The organism is Paenibacillus sp. PastM-3, from assembly GCF_029893965.1.
GTDB lineage: Bacteria > Bacillota > Bacilli > Paenibacillales > Paenibacillaceae > Paenibacillus_AQ.
Genome location: NZ_JARXXP010000001.1, coordinates 725507 through 743444, shown reverse-complemented (window position 1 = coordinate 743444; position 17938 = coordinate 725507). Strand labels below are relative to the sequence as shown.

Sequence of the window (17938 nt, the reverse complement as noted above, 5' to 3'; positions counted from 1 at the left end):
ATGCAATATCGGCGTCAGCAGGCGTTAGCTTGCTTGACGCTGCTTCCGGCGTATACTAATAGGTAGAGAGATTTATATCCTGCCAGATGGAGGTTGAACTCTTGCTTACTAAGCAGACTAGGAGTTTAAATATCCGCGGTAAAATAGCCCTCGGTTATATTGTGATTCTTGTAATGCTGGGTCTGTTCCTTGTGATCGTTTCCAGCCGGATCACCGATCTGGAACAGGAGACCGTTTATTTAAGTGATCATGATATTGAAGTACACGAGCTTACATACCAGATTGAAAAAAATGTACTGGATATGGAAACGGGACAAAGAGGTTTTGCACTCACAGGGAACGCCAGCTATCTGGAGCCTTTTAACAGCGGGTTGTCTGAATGGACTGTAAATTATTCAATGCTTAAAGCCCTTATAACCGATAACCCAAATCAGATAGAGAACCTCGAAAATATTAAACGCGATATTGAAAAATGGATTCAGGAAGCCGGGCAATATGTGGTACATCTGAAGCAGCTCGGCCGGGATGAGGAAGTTGCGGAGTATTTTCAGAATGATTCCGGCAAGTCGGTGGTTGACTCTATCCGCATCCAGTCAGATTATTTTCGTGATAATGAGCGCAAGCTGACCAGTGAACGGATTGATATACTTAAAGAAAGTAATCACAAGCTGATTACCACAATGTATATTTTATGGGCACTTGTGGCGCTGCTGGCCGTACTTATTACCTCCTTGCTCTCTGTGAGTATCGTGAGGCCGCTGCAGCATGTCATTCAGGCAATCAACAGTATCGCTGACGGGGGCAATATGTCCGAGAGGCTCAAAGTCAAAACCATGGATGAAGTCTATGATCTTGGCGAAGCTACGAACAGACTGCTCGACAAGGTACAGGTTGACCAATGGTGTACGGAGCAGATTGCTTCAACCTCTATCATTCTACAGGAAACAACGGACCTTTCAGTTATGAGCAGAACTTTTGTCAACAAACTGGCAACGGCCTTTGAGATTCAGTACGGGGCCATTTATATCCTGAATAAGGAGAAAGAAAACAAGAGGGCGGTTTACAAAAGGATGTATTCCTACGCGGGAAGTGCAGATGCGGACACCCCTTACGGAGCTTTACAGATACAAGCCGGTGAAGGACTTATCGGACAGTGCGCTGTTGACAGGGAGGTTATGTTCATTGGAGATCTTCCTGAAGATTATATCAGCATTAACTCCGGGCTGGGCCGGACTGCACCAAGGTTTGCAGTGATTGCCCCGGTTGTTTTTGAGAATAAGACCCTTGCAGTGGTAGAGTTCGCTTCCTTAACCAAATGGCCTTCCCATCATGTGGAGCTGTTGTATGAGCTGCTGAATGCCCTGGGTGTATCGCTAAATTCCGTTATGACCCGAATGGAAATACAGTCACTATACCAGGATTCCCAGAGTATGAACGAGGAGCTTCAAGTGCAGTCCGAGGAACTTCAGGTGCAGTCGGAGGAGCTTCAAGTACAGACGGTAGAACTGCAGAATCACACCAGTGAACTGATGGATCTCAACAGAGAGCTGGAAAACCAGAAATCTGTAGCCGAGAATGCTGCAGTTGATCTGGAAAAATACACCAAGCAGCTGGAGCTCAGTTCGCGTTACAAAAGTGAATTTCTGGCCAATATGTCCCACGAGCTTCGCACGCCGCTTAACAGTATGCTGATCCTGTCCCAGCTGCTCGTTGAGAACCGCAACAATTCTTTAACGGAAGAGGAACTGGAGTATGCTTCGGTTATCCATTCCTCCGGCAGTGATCTGCTGGCCATGATCAACGATATTCTTGACCTCTCCAAGGTGGAGGCAGGTAAAATGATGGTTGAAATGGATGCGGTTAATCTGACCGAATTGCCAGCGCTCCTTACCGGTTATTTTGAAAAAACGGCCGCCCAGCATCAGCTGGAGTTTACGGTGCACCTGGATGACAATGTGCCTGATCTGTTCTTTACGGATGAAATGCGCATGCATCAGATTCTGCGAAATTTGCTCTCCAACGCCTTCAAATTCACAGAGCAAGGCTTTGTCCGGGTAGAAATCAGCTGTACCGAATACCGGCCAGATGAACCGGACAGCGGTCCGGTGGAGATGCTGGCCTTTGCAGTTACCGACAGCGGGATCGGAATATCGGAAGCTAACCGGGAGCTTATCTTTGAAGCATTCAGGCAGGCAGACGGCACTACTGCACGAAAATTCGGCGGTACTGGACTGGGCTTATCCATTTCCCTTCAGCTCGCTAAGCTGCTTGGCGGATATATTACTCTGCAGAGTGAGGAAGGGAAGGGCAGCACATTTACCCTGTATCTTCCATACCTTCAGGAGGAGTCTGATAATGTACAAAAACCGGTTGGAGCATGTTATCCCGCAGCAGCCGCGAGTGAGAGGAATACAACCCATTCCCGCGCACAGGAGCAGGTTCTGAATGACAGCATGTTATTTGAAAGAGAATATGAGAAGCTGCATGGCCGGACGGTGCTGATCGTCGATGATGATCTGCGTAATATTTATGCCCTTGAGAATGGCTTGCTTCCATATGAGATGAACATCCTGACGGCACAGAACGGCTATGAATGCCTGCAGATCGTCAGAGATCAGCCTGAGGTTGATATTGTCATGCTGGATATTATGATGCCGAACCTCGATGGCTATGATACGCTGTCCATTATCCGTGAGGAGCTGCTGCTCAGGGAGCTTCCAATCATTGCGGTCTCGGCCAGGACCATGAAGGAAGACCGGGAGAGATGCCTTGCAGCAGGAGCATCCGATTTCATAAGCAAACCGATTTTGATACAGGATGCTGTCACACGGATGTGCAGGCTGATTAATCCCGGGGATATACAGCCCGGCGGCCCGGCTTGACTTTTCTAAAATTACCATTGACGGAATATGGACTATGATTTATGATTAGCTCATAAATGATCATTTATAACAAACGGCGTGTTACCTGCTAAGGGCATGAGCCAAGGATTGTCTTCATTTTATATGAGGCGGTTCTTGGCTTTTTTTGTTGCCAAATTTCTGAAGATTAGGGGAAGGAGGGAGAACTTGTCGCGGGAAATCGAAACCTTTCTAGTGCAGCGGGTAATCGGGAACAATGTTGTTATGGTGCAGGGAAGCAAGAACGGCAAGGAATATGTCATTATCGGCAAAGGCATCGGTTTCGCAGTCAAGGATACCGGAGCGATTGAGGTTAATGATCAGCGGATTGAGAAGCTGTTCCGCCTGGAAGACCGGGAGGAATGGAGCCAGTATCAGATTTTGCTGGAAGATATCGATCCAAAAGTAATGAAGATTACCGATGAGATTATCGGAGATATCACCAGTCAGTTTCCCGGCAAGTTAAACGACAAGATTTATTTGGCGCTCCCGAGCCATATCCAGTTTACCATCTACCGTCTGCGCAGCGGTATGGATATCATCAATCCCTTCTTGCAGGAAACCAAAATGACGTTCCCCAAGGAATTTGAGATCGCTTTCAAAGCAGCGGGTAAAATCAGTGCCGAGTTCAATGTACAGATTCCGGAGGATGAAGTCGGCTTTCTGACTTATCATGTCTATTCAGCGGTCAGCAATGTACCGGTCGGACAGCTGGTGAAGGTATCGAATATGGTTAATGAGCTGCTGGAGCAGATCAGGACCGAACAAAAAATCACCTTCGAGCACGGCAGCATGAATCATGTGCGGCTGATGATCCATCTGCGGTTTTCACTGGAACGGATCCTGCAGGGCTCGTTAATTGACAATCCGTTCGTCAAGCATATTAAGAAAGAATACAGAACGGAATACAAGCTGGCGCAAAAGCTGGGGAAAGTTATCCAGAGCAGGCTGGAGGTACAGGTTCCCGAAGAAGAGCTATGCTTCCTGGCGATGCACCTGCACCGGCTGTTCCAGACCATAGAGAAAAATAAATAACAGCATGAGAGGAGTGGTGCGGATGTTTTCCAGATGGAGATCCAAAAAAGAAGAGCAGCGTACTGTGCAATTCATAGAAATTAATGCCCCGCTGAGCGGGCAGGCGGTTGACCTGAGTCAGGTACCGGATGATACCTTTGCCGGCGGACATATGGGCAACGGGATTGCGATTGAGCCTGCGGAAGGCAAGCTGTATGCACCTTTTGACGGAAAAATTGCCCATATCGTGAAATCCGGACATGCGCTGATTATTGAACACGCTTCCGGTCTGCAGCTACTGCTACATATCGGAATTGATACGGTCAGCCTTAAGGGCAGCGGTTTTCAGAGTCATACTGCTACAGGCGACCATGTAAAAGCCGGACAATTATTAATCGAGTTTGATCTTGAAGCAATCCGTGCAGCCGGCCTTGCTACGATTTCTCCGGTGATTGTCACCAGCATGGAGGAGACACCGCCGGCAGTAGAGTGCCTGCACGGACAGGTTACAGCGGGGAAAGACCTGATTTTGAAAGTAGCAGCACAGTAACGACATATAGAGCAATAGCAACTATGATCTAAGGGGATGATTGTATTATGTTGGCTTTTCTACAGAAGTTAGGCAAGTCTCTGATGCTACCGGTTGCGACAATGCCGGCGGCTGCGATTCTGCAGGGGTTCGGGCTGATTAATTATGAAAAGGATCTGCCGTTTGGCAGTGTGGTCGGAGGGTTTTTGAACCAGTATGTAGCTCCCTTCCTGAACGCCGGCGCAGGTGCGATCTTCGGTAATCTGGCTCTCATCTTTGCCATCGGGGTTGCGATCGGTTTTGCCGGTGATGCTGTTGCTGCGCTGTCGGCATTGATTGCCTATATGGTGCTTACCAAAGTGCTGGCTATTGTACCTTTGCAGTTCTCCTTCATTAATGATGATGTCGTATTGAACATGGGGGTGCTGGGCGGGATATTTGCCGGTGCCTGGGCTGCCTTCCTGTACAAGAGATATCATAATGTAAAAATGCCCGACTGGCTCGGCTTCTTCGCCGGCAAGCGGTTTGTACCGATCATCACTGCGGCTTCCACGATGGTGCTTGCCGTATTCATCGGTATGATCTGGAGCCCGGTCCAGGATGTAATCAGTGACTTCGGGAACTGGGTAGTCAGCCTGGGGGCAATTGGCGCATTCGTCTTCGGTACTGCGAACCGGCTGCTGATCCCTATCGGCCTGCATCATGTCATCAATACCATTGCCTGGTTCCAGATCGGTGACTTCACCAATGCGGCAGGAGAAATTGTGCATGGTGACCTTACCCGCTTCTTTGCCGGAGACAAAACAGCCGGAATGTTCATGACAGGATTCTTCCCTATTATGATGTTTGCCCTACCGGGTGCGGCACTGGCCTTTATTCATACTGCCAAGCCGGAAAAGCGCAAGGTTGTCGCTTCCATCTTCATCGGTTCGGCAATTGCGTCCTTCCTGACAGGGATTACTGAGCCGCTGGAATTTTCATTCATGTTCGTTGCACCGGTCCTGTACGTAGTGCATGCGGTATTGACCGGTCTCTCCGGACTTCTGATGTATGTGCTCGACGTTAAGCTGGGCTTCGGTTTCTCCGCCGGTCTGATCGACTACCTGGTGAATATGAAGCAGTCTACTAACGCCTGGATCCTTATTCCGGTAGGGCTTGCCTTCTTCGTGCTCTACTATGTGCTGTTCCGCTTCATCATTGTTAAGTTTAACCTGAAGACACCGGGACGTGAAGATGATCTGGAAGATGATCTGCAGGAGGTTGCTGCCGGAAGCGGAAGAGGTACTGTGTCGGCATCTTCCAGGGCAGCAAAGATTCTGGAGAATATCGGCGGGCCTTCCAACATCCGTACAATTGATGCTTGTATTACCCGGCTGCGGCTGAATGTTAATGATGACAAGGCGGTTAAAGATGCAGCCTTGAAACAGCTGGGAGCTTCAGGGGTTATGCGGCTCGGCCAGGGTGCGGTACAGATTGTATTCGGTCCGCAATCCGAGCAGATTAAGGATGATATTAAAAAGCTGATGTAATAGAAGTACAGCAGGGAAGATAAATAATACCGGCCCTGCTGTTTCCGGGGCCATATAATAACCCGTCAGGCTTATGCCCGGCGGGTTATTATTATCAGATCTGATGTTTTTAGTATGGAACTCTTGATATGCATCTGGATAGAGCCATTTGAAATAGCTCCTGATCGAATACCCGGTACTGCCGATTTTGATCAATCAGCCAGTTTGCAAATCCTGCTGCTGTCCGATACTCCTCATAGTCTTCAAAATTTACTCTAAACTCGGCCAGTTTGGCCAATTGTTCGTATTCCTCATCCGATAATTGAATACCCAGCTGAGAAATGGTTTTAAGACGGATTCTTCGTGCAGAATTGTTTTGTACAATGCGGTGTTTATTGGATATTTGGCCTTCATGTGGCCGATAGAACATTAAATTATGAGGAACATTTGCGAGCTGCGCGGTTGAGGAAAGCCTGTTCCACAATTCATAATCCTCTGCATGAGGATAATCATGATCATACCTTATTCCTAGACGGTCTATTGAACTTTGCTGCATCATCACGGAAGGGTGAAGCAGGCAGGAATAAAATAATAGCCAGACCTTAATCTCTTCGTGGCGCTGAGGATTTAACTTGACTGGCCCGAGGTAATTGGTTGTGTATCCGGTCCCGCAAATATCGATGTGGGGATTCTGGTCCATGAAATAAGCCTGAACCTCCAAGCGGTTTAGGGCTGCAACATCATCGCTATCCATACGGGCAATATATTCTCCCCGGGCCAGGTCGAGCCCTTGATTCAGAGAAGTGACTATTCCCATATTTACAGAATGAAATATCTTTTTTACTCTGGCATCTTTTATTTCATGAATGATGCCCGCTGATCCGTCAGTTGATCCGTCATCAATAATGATCAGCTCAAGATCACTCAACGTTTGTAGCAAGATTGAATTAACAGCATCCTGTAAATACATAACATTATTATAGACAGGCATAATTACTGAAACTCTGGGCACCTGGCATTCCTCCTAAAAACTTGTCTCGGATTACACTATGATGAGGAACACCGGGATGCGATAGGAGGAATCAAAAAAGGCATTTCCCCAAAGGTCTTGTTTTCTTATACCATTCATAAATGAACAAATCAGAGCTGGCCCTGCTTTTTTAGTCAGAGCTATTGCAATATCTATAATACCGAGTATAATACTTGGTATATAAGGATTAAGGAGTCGGTACCCATGTCAATTGATGATTATCTGGATCTGCTAAACTACGCCAAGTCAATTAACGATGGGCAGTGGCAGGCTGACATTATTGAAAGAATTAAGAATTTTAACGCAGCCTCTGAAGCGCAGACAACAGAAGAGCACGTTCGTGAGCTGTGGAGCCGGTTCGATCATATTAATCTGCAGCTGCTGGAATTGTTCGATAAGCTAAGGGAGGATGAAGCGTCGGGGGACAGCTACCGCTGGAAAGAACAGATTTGGGAGCTGAAGCTGGAGCGGATTACCCTGGCCAAGCAGATCCAGGAGCGTTATATCAAGATTAGATAAACAATCAGGTATAAATAAAAAAACGGCATGCAGTTAGTCTGCTCTGCCAGGACTTACGAATATTCAGGTCAAGTGAATGCAGCGGATTCACTTCAGCCGTACAAACCATGTTCAATGCTTATTTAGACATTTGCATTCCTTCACGCATCATTGTCATACACATTGTCATCATTTCATCGCAGTCCTGCATTTTCTTCATCATCATGTCCATATCCATGTCCATCATGTTCATTTCTGACATCTTTTCCATGCACAACTTCATTGTGTTCATCTTGGCCATCATGTCTTCCATACACATGTTCATCATCATTTCCATACACATTTTTTCCATTGCGGTTTCCACCTTTCCTAGTTTAATGGTTTGCACAAATATGAATATTCAGACCTTGCAGATTGCATTTATGGGGATACTTAATACCGCTATGTACAGTTTGCTGCTGACTGAGATAAATGCATGATTACATAAACAAGCGCCCTTTTGAGCCGGAATCCGGTTCAAAAAGGGCGCTTATCTGCTTCAAAAGCGGGGCTCACTGCTTGACTCCAAGCTCAATCCATTCAGAGGACCAGCTGCTGATCTCTCCCAGAATCGGAGCCAGGGCATTGCCTTTGGCAGTCAGGGAATATTCAATGCGCACCGGCATTTCGGGATATACTGTCCGCTGAATGATTCCTTCATTCTCCATTTCCTTCAGTCGGTCAGATAATACCTTACCGCTGAGATTAGACAGGCAACCCTCAATTTCACCAAACCGGCGGGGGCCCTGCATTAATACAAATACGATCAGTGCGACCCAGCGTTTGCTTAGAACATCTACCGCCTTCTCAAAGCGGGGACACATCTCGAACTCATTCATTTAGCTCACCTCTGCATTCATTATATCATAAACTTACAATAAGTAATTATAAATATTTAAATATATATTATAACTTGACGAAGTTATATTACAATGATAAACTAACTTACAAATAGTTACTACAGCGAATTTTAATAATTAAATTTTAGGACGGTGCAATTATGATTAAACCGGATATCATTTCTATATTGCAGAATAAAATCAAGTGGATTACTAACAATGACAATACCAACATTCTGGTCGGACCGATTACCTTGCCTGTCAATCTGGACGGAGAGACGGTTACTTTTAAATGGTACAGCTGGCTGAATGCAACTGATGAAGATCTCCAGCAGGGCGATACGAAGGAAGCAACAGAGATGCTGATCTCCCGGCTGTCCTCGCTTAAGCTTGCTGATGCGCAGCAGTCGAGTGTGCTTGTATATGGTGATTTTGAAGATTCGGACGAGGCCCTGATCCGGATGCACAGCATCTGCCATACCGGGGATATTTTCGGAAGCAAGCGCTGCGACTGCGGATTCCAGCTGCGCCAATCGATGAAGATGATCGCACAGCACGGCTCCGGGGCGCTGTTCTATTTGGCTAACCATGAAGGCAGAGGCATCGGGCTGTTCAGCAAAGCAATGGCCTACATTCTTCAGGAGGAAGGCTATGATACAGTAGAAGCTAACCTGGAATTGGGCTTTGCCGATGATTCACGTGATTACAGCGATGCGATCAGCGTTCTGCAGCACCTGCGCAGCAAACCGGTCACTTTGATCACGAACAATCCGAAGAAGCTTGAGGCTTTGAAGGCGGCCGGAATGAATACCGGTAAACGGATTCCGCTGTGGGGAGATGTGTCCGTCTTTAACGAAAAGTACCTGCGGACCAAGGTAACCCGTTCCGGGCATCTGGAGGCATTGAAGACGGCTGATTTTTTTGAAGGAAGAGTCGCTAAATAATGAGGGGTAGTGCTTTTCGGCTCTGTCCATTATAATGGAGAACTGAACCCAACTTATAGCTTAGCGAGGTACTCTATGAACGCAATTGAAGTGCAGGACTTGCGCAAAACATTTAAAGTCCAAAAAAACCGCGAGGGCCTCAAAGGGGCCTTCGCTGATTTGTTTAAACGGCAGTATTCCGAGGTTACCGCTGTTAAAGATATTTCTTTCAAGATTCCCGAGGGTGAAATCTGCGGCTACATCGGGGAGAACGGGGCAGGCAAGTCGACGACGATCAAGATGCTCACGGGCATTCTTGTCCCGACTTCAGGCCAAGTGACAGTAGGCGGATTTGTTCCTTATATGGAACGCGAGAAGTTTGTTCAGAACATCGGCGTTGTATTTGGCCAGCGCAGCCAGCTTTGGTGGGACATCGGCGTTATTGAATCCTTTCAGCTGCTGCGTAAAGTATACAGAGTATCGGAGCATGATTTTAAAAAGCGGCTGGATGAGCTTGTCGAGCGGCTGGAGCTGCAGGAGCTGCTCAACCGGCCGGTCCGCAAGCTGAGTCTTGGACAGCGGATGCGCTGCGAGCTGGTCGCTGCGCTTTTGCATAACCCGTCCATTCTGTTTCTGGACGAGCCGACCATTGGCCTGGATATCGTCGTGAAGTCGGAAATCCGCGATTTCCTCAAGGATATGAACCGCGAGCACGGCACCACAATTCTGCTGACAACCCATGATCTGCAGGATATAGAAGCCCTTTGCTCACGGGTCATTATGCTGGATGACGGACGGATTATTTATGACGGCGGTCTTGAGGAGCTGAAGCAGCGCTGGGGAACCGGACGTGAGGTGCAGTTCCAGTTCGGCGCAGCTACCAGGCTGGCTCAGCTCGTACAATGGACAGAGGGAATGCCTGTCACCTGGACTGCGGAGAACGATCTGGGTGCCAAGGTGTGGATTCCGCTTGAGCTGAACGTTTCGGATGTGCTGGCCCGTGTGGTCGGAGCAGCGGATATTACAGACATCAAAATTATCGAGACCAATACGGATGAGATTGTACGCAGTATCTATCAGTCCGGCTCTGCAGACAAACCGGAGGACAAAATCGCGGCATTGCAGGAAGAGAAAGAGGCGGCACATGTCTAAATCTCTAGAGGCCGGCAGTACGCAGGAGAACGGGAAACTGCTGCTGCTGGGAGCCTATTTTGATTTTATCCGCATCCGTTTTTTGACCATGCTTGCTTACCGCGTTAATTATTATTCAGGTATCCTGATCTATACGTTAAATATCGGAGTCAATTACTTCACCTGGAAGGCCATTTACGGCGGGGGTGAATCCTTGGGCGGCTTTACCAGCGCGCAGATGACCACCTATGTCGCCGTCTCCTGGATGGCGAGAGCCTTCTATTTCAATAACCTTGACCGGGAGATTTCATCAGATATCCGTGACGGGAGCATCGCGATCCAGTTCATCCGTCCGTATAACTATGTGCTCGTCAAAATGATGCAGGGGCTCGGGGAAGGCCTGTTCCGCTTCCTGATGCTGATGATTCCGGGAATGGTTGTGGCGATTCTGCTCTTTCCGGTTGAGCTCCCGACAGATCCAGCCGCTTGGATTGGGTTTCTGGTCATGCTCTTCTTCAGCTTCCTGATCAGTTCACAGATTAATGTGATCACCGGGCTGAGCGCTTTTTTTGTGGAAAATAATGAGGGTGTAATGCGGATGAAGCGGGTCATTGTCGATCTCTTCTCCGGTCTGATCGTTCCGATCAGCCTGTTTCCGGGCTGGTTGTCCTCTGTGCTGAATGTATTGCCGTTTCAGGCGATTACATACCTTCCGGGCTCTGTTTTTACAGGACGCGTACAAGGGGTGGGCATCTGGAATGTACTCGGTATTCAGGTCTTCTGGTTCCTGGTGCTGCTGATTCCGATTGTCTGGCTTTATTATGCGGCGCGCAAGCGGCTGTTCGTGCAGGGGGGCTAAGCAGATGTATCATTTAGGCTTGTTATGGGAATATATCAAAAATTATATGAAAACCCGGTTAACCTACCGCGCTGATTTCTGGGTAGAGGTTATCTCGGATTTGCTGTTCCAGGCGACGAACTTTATCTTTATCATGGTCATCTTTATGCATACGGAAAGTCTGGGCGGCTGGAATCAGAATGAAGTTGTCTTTGTCTATGGCTTCTTTATGGTTCCTTACGGCGTCTTCAGCTGCTTCGTGAATATGTGGAATTTCAGTGAGCGTTACATCGTTAAAGGCGAGATGGACCGTGTCCTGACACGTCCGGCGCACAACCTGTTTCAGATCCTGCTGGAAAATGTAGACCCGCCGTCCCTGATTGGCTCGTTCATCGGACTGGTCATTATGGCGATCAGCGGGGCTAATCTCGGACTGCCATTTGAGTGGTGGACGATTCCGGCGCTGCTGGTGCTTACGCTGAGTGCGGTAGCGATTTATACCGGTATTTATACGGCACTGACGTCTTTGTCGTTTTATTCGGATGCGCCGACCGGCATTCTACCGCTGATGTATAACATCCAGAACTACGGACGTTATCCAGTGACCATCTACAACCGGGCGATTCAGGTGCTGCTTACCTGGATTATTCCTTTTGCTTTTGTCGGAATTTATCCTGCAGCCCTGTTCCTGCAGCGGGATGAGATGAGGGGGATGGCTATTCTGACGCCGGTTGTCGGGGCCGTATTCCTTTGCATTGGGCTTGTATGCTGGAATTACGGAGTTAAGCGGTATAAAGGAGCAGGCTCCTAATACAAAATCTTCTTTGAGGCAGGCGGATGAGAAATCATCCGTCTGCTTTTTTTGCATGCACAAAATTCTCTATATAAAATCATCAGATCATACTACCGGGATGCGATAAAAATACTAACTGCAGTAAAAGTTAAAGCCCATAATAAAGTATGTAATACATAATTATGACATTATGCTAAAAAGGACGGGCTGATCTGAGATGAACAGTTATATCATAGGTGTTGATTTGGGCGGAACAAATATCAAGGCTGGTTTATATGATACTGAATTTACACCAGTCAAGGAATTATCTATATTAACAGAAGCGGCTCAAGGGCCGGCGCATGTCCTTGAACGGATCAGGCTGGGAGTGAACATGCTTACAGTTGATAACAGCATTTCACTCCAGGAGATTCGCGGTATGGGTATGGGAATTCCCGGCCTGCTGGACCCGCAGGAGGGGTTGTCCATTTTCTCCCCGAACTTTCCCGGATGGGAGCAGGTGCATATTGTAAATGAAATGAAGCAGCACTACAGCTTCCCGGTCTTTATCGACAATGATGTACGGGTCAATTTGTACGGGGAATGGCTGCATGGAGCCGGGCGGGACTGCAGCAATCTGGTGCTGCTTACACTGGGGACAGGGCTTGGCTCCGGTATTGTGCATGACGGCAAAGTTCTGTACGGAACAACCTTTAGCGCCGGTGAAATCGGGCATATGAATATGTACAGACAAGGGCGCCCTTGCCGCTGCGGCAGCTCCGGCTGTCTGGGGCGTTACGTCTCCGCAGTAGGGATGGCGAATACTTTTAAAGAAAAGCTGGCGGCCGGAAGAGGGAGTATCATTCAGGAATGGACGGGCGGTGATGAGGCAGCTATTACGGCTAAAATGATTTCGGAAGCGTATGACCTTCATGATCCGCTGGCAGTAGAGGTTATGCACGAGACGGGAGAGCTGCTGGGCTTCGGGCTGGCCAATGTTATTAATCTGCTCAACCCGCAGCGGATCATCATCGGCGGAGGTATGGCAGCGGCCGGTGACCGGCTGCTTAGCACGGTTAGGGAGACCGTAAATGCTCATGCCCTGAAGCTGTCCGGCGGCTGCTGTGACATTGTTCTGGCTGAGCTGGGCAGCCGGGCCGGTACTTTAGGTGCTGCGGCGTATGCGCAGCAGCGGATGGGCGGAGAATAAAAGAATCACAGCATAGCCATTTTTGAATCAAAGCCCCGGCATGGTATGCTGTAGGCAACGAATATGCAGGAGGGTAATCATGAAACGGGACATTCAGCATGTGCCTTACGGCTACGAGCCGCCGGCCAAGGAACGCAAAGGGACTTTGATTTTCTACGATTCATTTGAGCATATCTCCGATCAGGAGCTTGAGGAAGCGGCTAATACAGCGGCAGAACGCAAGTTCACCAAGCTGGTGCTGTACCCGCTGCATGAGGAGACGGTGAGACGGATGAGCAAAGAGCCGGTCCGTTCCTACTACAAGCGTGAAGACCGGCTGCACGAGTGGAAAAGAGATCAGGGTCGCACCTATATCACCATTGAGACACTCGAAGGCAAACGGAAAAAGTACACCCCGCTCGATACAGCGCTCCGACATATCAGCGATGTGTATCCGCCGCCGTACTTTTTGTATCTGACACCTGAAACTGCTAATCAGTTTGCCTCGTATTCATCTTTTGAGGAGTGGATTGTCAAACTGCGCCTGATCCTGTCAGCGGAACCTCAGCAGCTTCACCCGCGCCTAACGAAGTACAGCCACCGCTGGGATGTGGCCGGAGCCGAGCGGGAAGAGTAGCAAGCTAAGACAGTTCATAACCAGATTACTTCCTGGAGAGTGATCAGAAGTGGCGGATAAATTTCAATTAAATGTAACAGTAAATCCGGCTGTTGCTATGGCACTCATAAAGGATGGGATGGGTCCGGACGCCGAGCTGCTGCATGAAGAGCTGAACAACTTAGGTGACGGGCGGATGATTGGAACGCTGGTGTATGAACGATATTACTTCCGCTCCGGCAACCAGGCGGCAATGGTGATTATTGCCGATAATCTGCAGGGCATATGCAACATCCGGCTTATACCGGCGGGGAGCTCGAACAGTATGATCCTTAAAGTGGACTGGGGCGCAGGCAAAAGCTTCGCTGCATCCGTAGCGAAGCTTTTGTCCGATTATACGGTTGAATAAAAAAGACAGGCAGCATGAGCACGGATTTATTTGTGCGATGCTGCCTGTTTGCGTCTGTACGTGTACATCTTCCATTGATAATGGATGAAGCAGCCAATGCAAAAGCCGAGAAAGGCAACTGTTGCGGCAGTTGCTACCATTGCTGTAAAGATATAAGCAGCGATAGTCCAGCCGGCCAGGTAACTGATAAGTCCGCCCGCCAGACAGAAGACCGCAATACTCTGGTTGAACTGCTGCTGATCCCAATCCTCCTGCAGATATGAAGAACGTTCTTTCCGGAGAAAGGTCCCGGCCAGCTTGATGACCGGATTATATCCAAACAATAAACCGGACAGGCCGGCAATCAGAGGCAATGCAAGAATCCAGTGAGCGCCTGTAAACCAGGTCAATAGTACGGAAATAACGATAAAAGCCTGATTGGTTTTGACTAAAGGTCTGGGAATTCCTCGGGGCTTAGCGGTTTCTGCCACTTTATTACACACCTTTCGTATAGGAATAATAAAATTATACTTGATCAATCCTCAACTGGCAATGTAAATCCTACTGAACCTCTGGATAGTATGTAAACGTACAGTTAAATTTAAATATTGAAGCTTTTTGCTGTTGACAGATCGTTTAAATTTATGGTTTATTATATAGACCGATTGTTATAAAAGGTAAAGGAAGTGTTGAGCCTGTCGAACAAGCACAATACGCGTGAGGCGATTGTGGACACCGCTTCAAGATTGTTTTTTACACAAGGCTATCACGCGACCGGCCTGAATCAGATTATTAAAGACAGTGACTCACCCAAGGGATCGCTTTATTATTATTTTCCCCGCGGGAAAGAGGAGCTGGCTTTGACCTGCATCAGCCGGACAAGTGTATTTGTTGCCCAGCTGTTAAGTCATTATGCAGAAACACAATCGAGTACAACCGCGATGATACAGGGTTTCATACTGGAATTGGCCAGGAAGGCTGAGGAGACTTCTTTTGAAGGGTTTGTTCCGTTCAGCTTCTGGGTCGCCGTAGAAACCTCATGTGTCAGTGACGAGCTGCGCTCGGCCTGTCAATCAGTCTTTAAAGACTGGCAGGATGTGATTATGCACAGTCTGCTGAAAGAAGGCGTCGATGAGCAGCTTGCCTCGGACAAGGCTTCTGTCGTCGTTTCGCTGTATGAAGGTGCGCTGCTTCAGGCGCTGACTTACAAGAGCACACAACCGCTGCTTGCAGCGGTACAGGTTATTCCCGCCATACTGGGATAACAAACAGAAAGACAGACAGAGAGAAACTTTACAAATCAGGAGGATACAAGAGTGGAAGCAACAATGCAAGGCAAGCAACAACCAGAGGTAAAGAAGTTCAAAACAATTCCGATTCTTGTTTCCTTATTGCTCGCCGGATTCATCGGCATGTTCAGTGAAACGGCGCTGAATGTCGCACTATCAGACTTAATGAATATTCTGCAAATTACAGCATCAACTGCACAATGGCTGACAACCGCCTATCTGCTGACCCTGGGCATCCTTGTTCCGATTTCAGGGATGCTGCTGCAATGGTTTACAACGAGACAGCTATTTGTAGCTGCGGTCAGCTTCTCGATCGTGGGAACCTTTATTGCGGCTATGGCACCGTCTTTTGAGATCCTGCTGCTTGCACGTGTGGTGCAGGCGATGGGTACAGCCCTGCTGCTGCCGCTGATGTTCAACACGATCCTGGTCATTATCCCGCCTGAAAAAAGAGGAGGAGCGATGGGACTCATCGGTCTCGTCATCATGGTTGCACCAGCGATTGGCCCTACGATTGCCGGTCTGCTGATCTCCAACCTGACCTGGCACTGGATTTTTTGGCTGTCACTTCCGTTCCTTGCAATGTCTCTGATCAGCGGAATTCTCTTCATGCAGAACGTCTCTGAGGTTACCAAGCCAAAGATTGATGTACTGTCCATTATTCTTTCCTCCGCCGGTTTCGGCGGTATCGTATTCGGATTCAGCAGCGCCGGTGAAGAAGGCGGCTGGGGCAGCACCAAGGTTATTGCTGCAATTGCCATCGGCGTGATTGCCCTTGTTCTGTTCGTGATCCGCCAGCTGACAATGAAGCAGCCGATGATCAACCTGCGCGCTTTTAAATACCCGATGTTTACAGTAGCGGTACTGATGATCTTTATTTGTATGATGATCATTCTGTCTGCCATGCTGATTCTTCCGATGTATCTTCAGCAAGGTCAGGGCTACTCGGCGTTTAAGGCAGGTCTTCTGCTCTTGCCGGGCGGTATTATCAACGGTCTGATGTCACCGATTATGGGCCGTCTGTTCGATAAATACGGACCGAAATGGCTTGTCATTCCGGGGCTAGTAGTTGTGGCAGTATCGCTGTGGTTCTTCTCCAGCATTACCGCTACATCGACCGTTATTTTCGTAATCGTGCTGCACAGTGCGCTGATGATCGGGATTTCGATGATCATGATGCCCGCACAGACAAACGGCATCAATCAGTTGCCGCTGGAGTACTATCCTCACGGCACGGCGATCATGAACACGCTGCAGCAGGTAGCCGGTGCAATCGGTACTGCGCTCGCTGTCAGCATCATGACTTCCAGTACGAAGAGCTACATGGAGACAGTAACAGACACTACGAATCCGCTGAATGCGCTGGCTGCTTTCACCCATGGGGTGCAAAATGCTTTTGTATTCGGAATGGTGATGGCAGTTATCGGCCTGATCGTAGCATTCTTCATTAAACGTGTCGTTGTACAACATAAGACTCAGGCACCGATGCACTAATCGTCTTTTTGCAAGTAACTAAAAATAATCAAATTTTAAAGACATATCCTTAAATGGATATGTCTTTTTTAAATGACCAACTTTATAATGAAATCGTATGCTAGTTACAGTTACGGGATTAGCCCTAGAAGTGCCACAACAGGTTAAAGGAAGGGGCAACATAAGGCATGAAGCAGATATTTTACAGGAACAAGCTTACTATGTTAAGCCCGATTGTCTTTGCAGCCTTGCTGACCGTTTTGACTACGAATCAGGCATCGGCACAAGCCGCAACCGGCCAGGATACAGCTTGGAAACCGGCAATCAACAATGTCGTCAAGAAGGACAAGCTGCCATCCGGATTCGTCTACCTCGATGAGGTCATTCCGGAAGCGCAATATCAAATCCGCTATTACGGCAAATATAATTTTACCGGCGCACCGGTCAGCGGATATAAAGCACCATTAGCTATCTCTACCTCCAAAGCTGCAAATGCCCTGAAAAAGGTAAGTAATGATCTTTCCGCGAAAGGTTACATTCTAAGAATCTATGATGCCTACCGTCCGCAAAAGGCAGTAAACCGTTTTGTTGCCTGGTCCCTTGATACTTCAGATATTAAGAATAAGGCCCTGTATTATCCTGAGCTTGATAAGCGTAATCTGTTCAAGCTGGGGTTCATTTCCAAGAAATCGGGGCATTCGAGGGGCAGTACCATCGATCTGACGCTGGCCGACAAAAAAACGGGCAGCCTAGTGGATATGGGCAGCCCGTATGATTTCTTTGGAGATATTTCTTATTATAATACCTCATTGGTCAATACCGCCCAGCATCAGAACCGCAAAATCCTGAAGGATGCTATGGTCAGGCAGGGATTTAAGCCGTATGCCAAGGAATGGTGGCATTTTACACTGATTAATGAGCCTTATCCGGCTACCTATTTTGATTTTAATGTGGAGTAGAAC

General features: G+C 48.1%; 19 protein-coding genes. 15 read left to right on the top strand and 4 right to left on the bottom strand.

Annotated features, from left to right (window positions below):
- The first annotated feature begins 101 nt into the window (after window positions 1-101).
- The 4 genes from M2108_RS03360 (at window position 102) to nagE (ending at window position 5972) form a co-directional block, all read left to right on the top strand.
- Window positions 102-2882, top strand: a complete 2781-nt coding sequence (locus M2108_RS03360) for a CHASE3 domain-containing protein (RefSeq protein ID WP_277467283.1) — start codon at window positions 102-104, stop codon at window positions 2880-2882.
- A 186-nt stretch (window positions 2883-3068) separates the two neighbouring features.
- On the top strand, window positions 3069-3935 hold the full coding sequence (locus tag M2108_RS03355) for a PRD domain-containing protein (RefSeq protein ID WP_277467285.1): 867 nt from the start codon (window positions 3069-3071) through the stop codon (window positions 3933-3935).
- 22 nt (window positions 3936-3957) lie between these two features.
- Window positions 3958-4464: a PTS sugar transporter subunit IIA gene (locus M2108_RS03350; RefSeq protein WP_277467286.1), complete on the top strand. Its 507-nt coding sequence runs from the start codon at window positions 3958-3960 to the stop codon at window positions 4462-4464.
- Between the two features lie 47 nt (window positions 4465-4511).
- Complete coding sequence (gene nagE / locus M2108_RS03345) at window positions 4512-5972, top strand: N-acetylglucosamine-specific PTS transporter subunit IIBC (protein ID WP_277467288.1); 1461 nt, start codon at window positions 4512-4514, stop codon at window positions 5970-5972.
- A 109-nt stretch (window positions 5973-6081) separates the two neighbouring features.
- On the opposite strand, the gene M2108_RS03340 is transcribed toward nagE, so the two are convergent.
- Window positions 6082-6963: a glycosyltransferase family 2 protein gene (locus M2108_RS03340; protein ID WP_277467289.1), complete on the bottom strand. Its 882-nt coding sequence runs from the start codon at window positions 6961-6963 to the stop codon at window positions 6082-6084.
- A gap of 222 nt (window positions 6964-7185) precedes the next feature.
- Between M2108_RS03340 and M2108_RS03335 the strand changes: the two genes are divergently transcribed.
- Entirely contained in the window at window positions 7186-7500 is a 315-nt protein-coding gene (locus M2108_RS03335; RefSeq protein ID WP_277467290.1) for a hypothetical protein, read from the top strand.
- Between the two features lie 118 nt (window positions 7501-7618).
- Here the strand turns inward: M2108_RS03335 and M2108_RS03330 are convergent, their stop codons facing one another.
- Together M2108_RS03330 and M2108_RS03325 are read right to left on the bottom strand one after the other, a co-directional pair.
- Complete coding sequence (locus M2108_RS03330; RefSeq protein ID WP_277467777.1) at window positions 7619-7831, bottom strand: hypothetical protein; 213 nt, start codon at window positions 7829-7831, stop codon at window positions 7619-7621.
- Window positions 7832-8030: 199 nt separating this feature from the next.
- Window positions 8031-8357 (bottom strand): winged helix-turn-helix transcriptional regulator, encoded by a 327-nt coding sequence (locus M2108_RS03325; RefSeq protein WP_090715774.1) that lies wholly within the window; start codon window positions 8355-8357, stop codon window positions 8031-8033.
- A 161-nt stretch (window positions 8358-8518) separates the two neighbouring features.
- Between M2108_RS03325 and M2108_RS03320 the strand changes: the two genes are divergently transcribed.
- From M2108_RS03320 to M2108_RS03290, 7 genes are all read left to right on the top strand, one after another.
- Window positions 8519-9301, top strand: coding sequence for a GTP cyclohydrolase II (locus tag M2108_RS03320; protein ID WP_277467292.1), 783 nt, complete (start codon window positions 8519-8521; stop codon window positions 9299-9301).
- A gap of 75 nt (window positions 9302-9376) precedes the next feature.
- A complete protein-coding gene (locus M2108_RS03315; RefSeq protein ID WP_277467294.1) occupies window positions 9377-10432 on the top strand; it encodes an ABC transporter ATP-binding protein in 1056 nt (351 codons plus the stop codon).
- 43 nt (window positions 10433-10475) lie between these two features.
- Window positions 10476-11270 carry an ABC transporter permease gene (locus M2108_RS03310; protein WP_277467778.1) on the top strand — a complete coding sequence of 265 codons (795 nt, stop codon included), beginning with the start codon at window positions 10476-10478 and terminating at the stop codon, window positions 11268-11270.
- A gap of 4 nt (window positions 11271-11274) precedes the next feature.
- A complete protein-coding gene (locus M2108_RS03305; RefSeq protein WP_277467295.1) occupies window positions 11275-12060 on the top strand; it encodes an ABC transporter permease in 786 nt (261 codons plus the stop codon).
- Window positions 12061-12259: 199 nt separating this feature from the next.
- Window positions 12260-13231: an ROK family protein gene (locus M2108_RS03300; RefSeq protein ID WP_277467296.1), complete on the top strand. Its 972-nt coding sequence runs from the start codon at window positions 12260-12262 to the stop codon at window positions 13229-13231.
- Window positions 13232-13310: 79 nt separating this feature from the next.
- Window positions 13311-13847: a hypothetical protein gene (locus M2108_RS03295; RefSeq protein WP_277467297.1), complete on the top strand. Its 537-nt coding sequence runs from the start codon at window positions 13311-13313 to the stop codon at window positions 13845-13847.
- 49 nt (window positions 13848-13896) lie between these two features.
- A complete protein-coding gene (locus tag M2108_RS03290) occupies window positions 13897-14235 on the top strand; it encodes a DUF6054 family protein (RefSeq protein WP_277467298.1) in 339 nt (112 codons plus the stop codon).
- 26 nt (window positions 14236-14261) lie between these two features.
- Here the strand turns inward: M2108_RS03290 and M2108_RS03285 are convergent, their stop codons facing one another.
- Window positions 14262-14705, bottom strand: coding sequence for a DUF4395 domain-containing protein (locus M2108_RS03285; RefSeq protein ID WP_277467299.1), 444 nt, complete (start codon window positions 14703-14705; stop codon window positions 14262-14264).
- A 204-nt stretch (window positions 14706-14909) separates the two neighbouring features.
- On the opposite strand from M2108_RS03285, the gene M2108_RS03280 reads away from it, so the two are divergent.
- From M2108_RS03280 to M2108_RS03270, 3 genes are all read left to right on the top strand, one after another.
- Window positions 14910-15479 (top strand): TetR/AcrR family transcriptional regulator, encoded by a 570-nt coding sequence (locus M2108_RS03280; protein ID WP_277467780.1) that lies wholly within the window; start codon window positions 14910-14912, stop codon window positions 15477-15479.
- A gap of 63 nt (window positions 15480-15542) precedes the next feature.
- Complete coding sequence (locus M2108_RS03275; RefSeq protein ID WP_277467781.1) at window positions 15543-16997, top strand: DHA2 family efflux MFS transporter permease subunit; 1455 nt, start codon at window positions 15543-15545, stop codon at window positions 16995-16997.
- 167 nt (window positions 16998-17164) lie between these two features.
- Window positions 17165-17935 carry a M15 family metallopeptidase gene (locus M2108_RS03270; RefSeq protein WP_277467300.1) on the top strand — a complete coding sequence of 257 codons (771 nt, stop codon included), beginning with the start codon at window positions 17165-17167 and terminating at the stop codon, window positions 17933-17935.
- Window positions 17936-17938 lie beyond the last annotated feature (3 nt).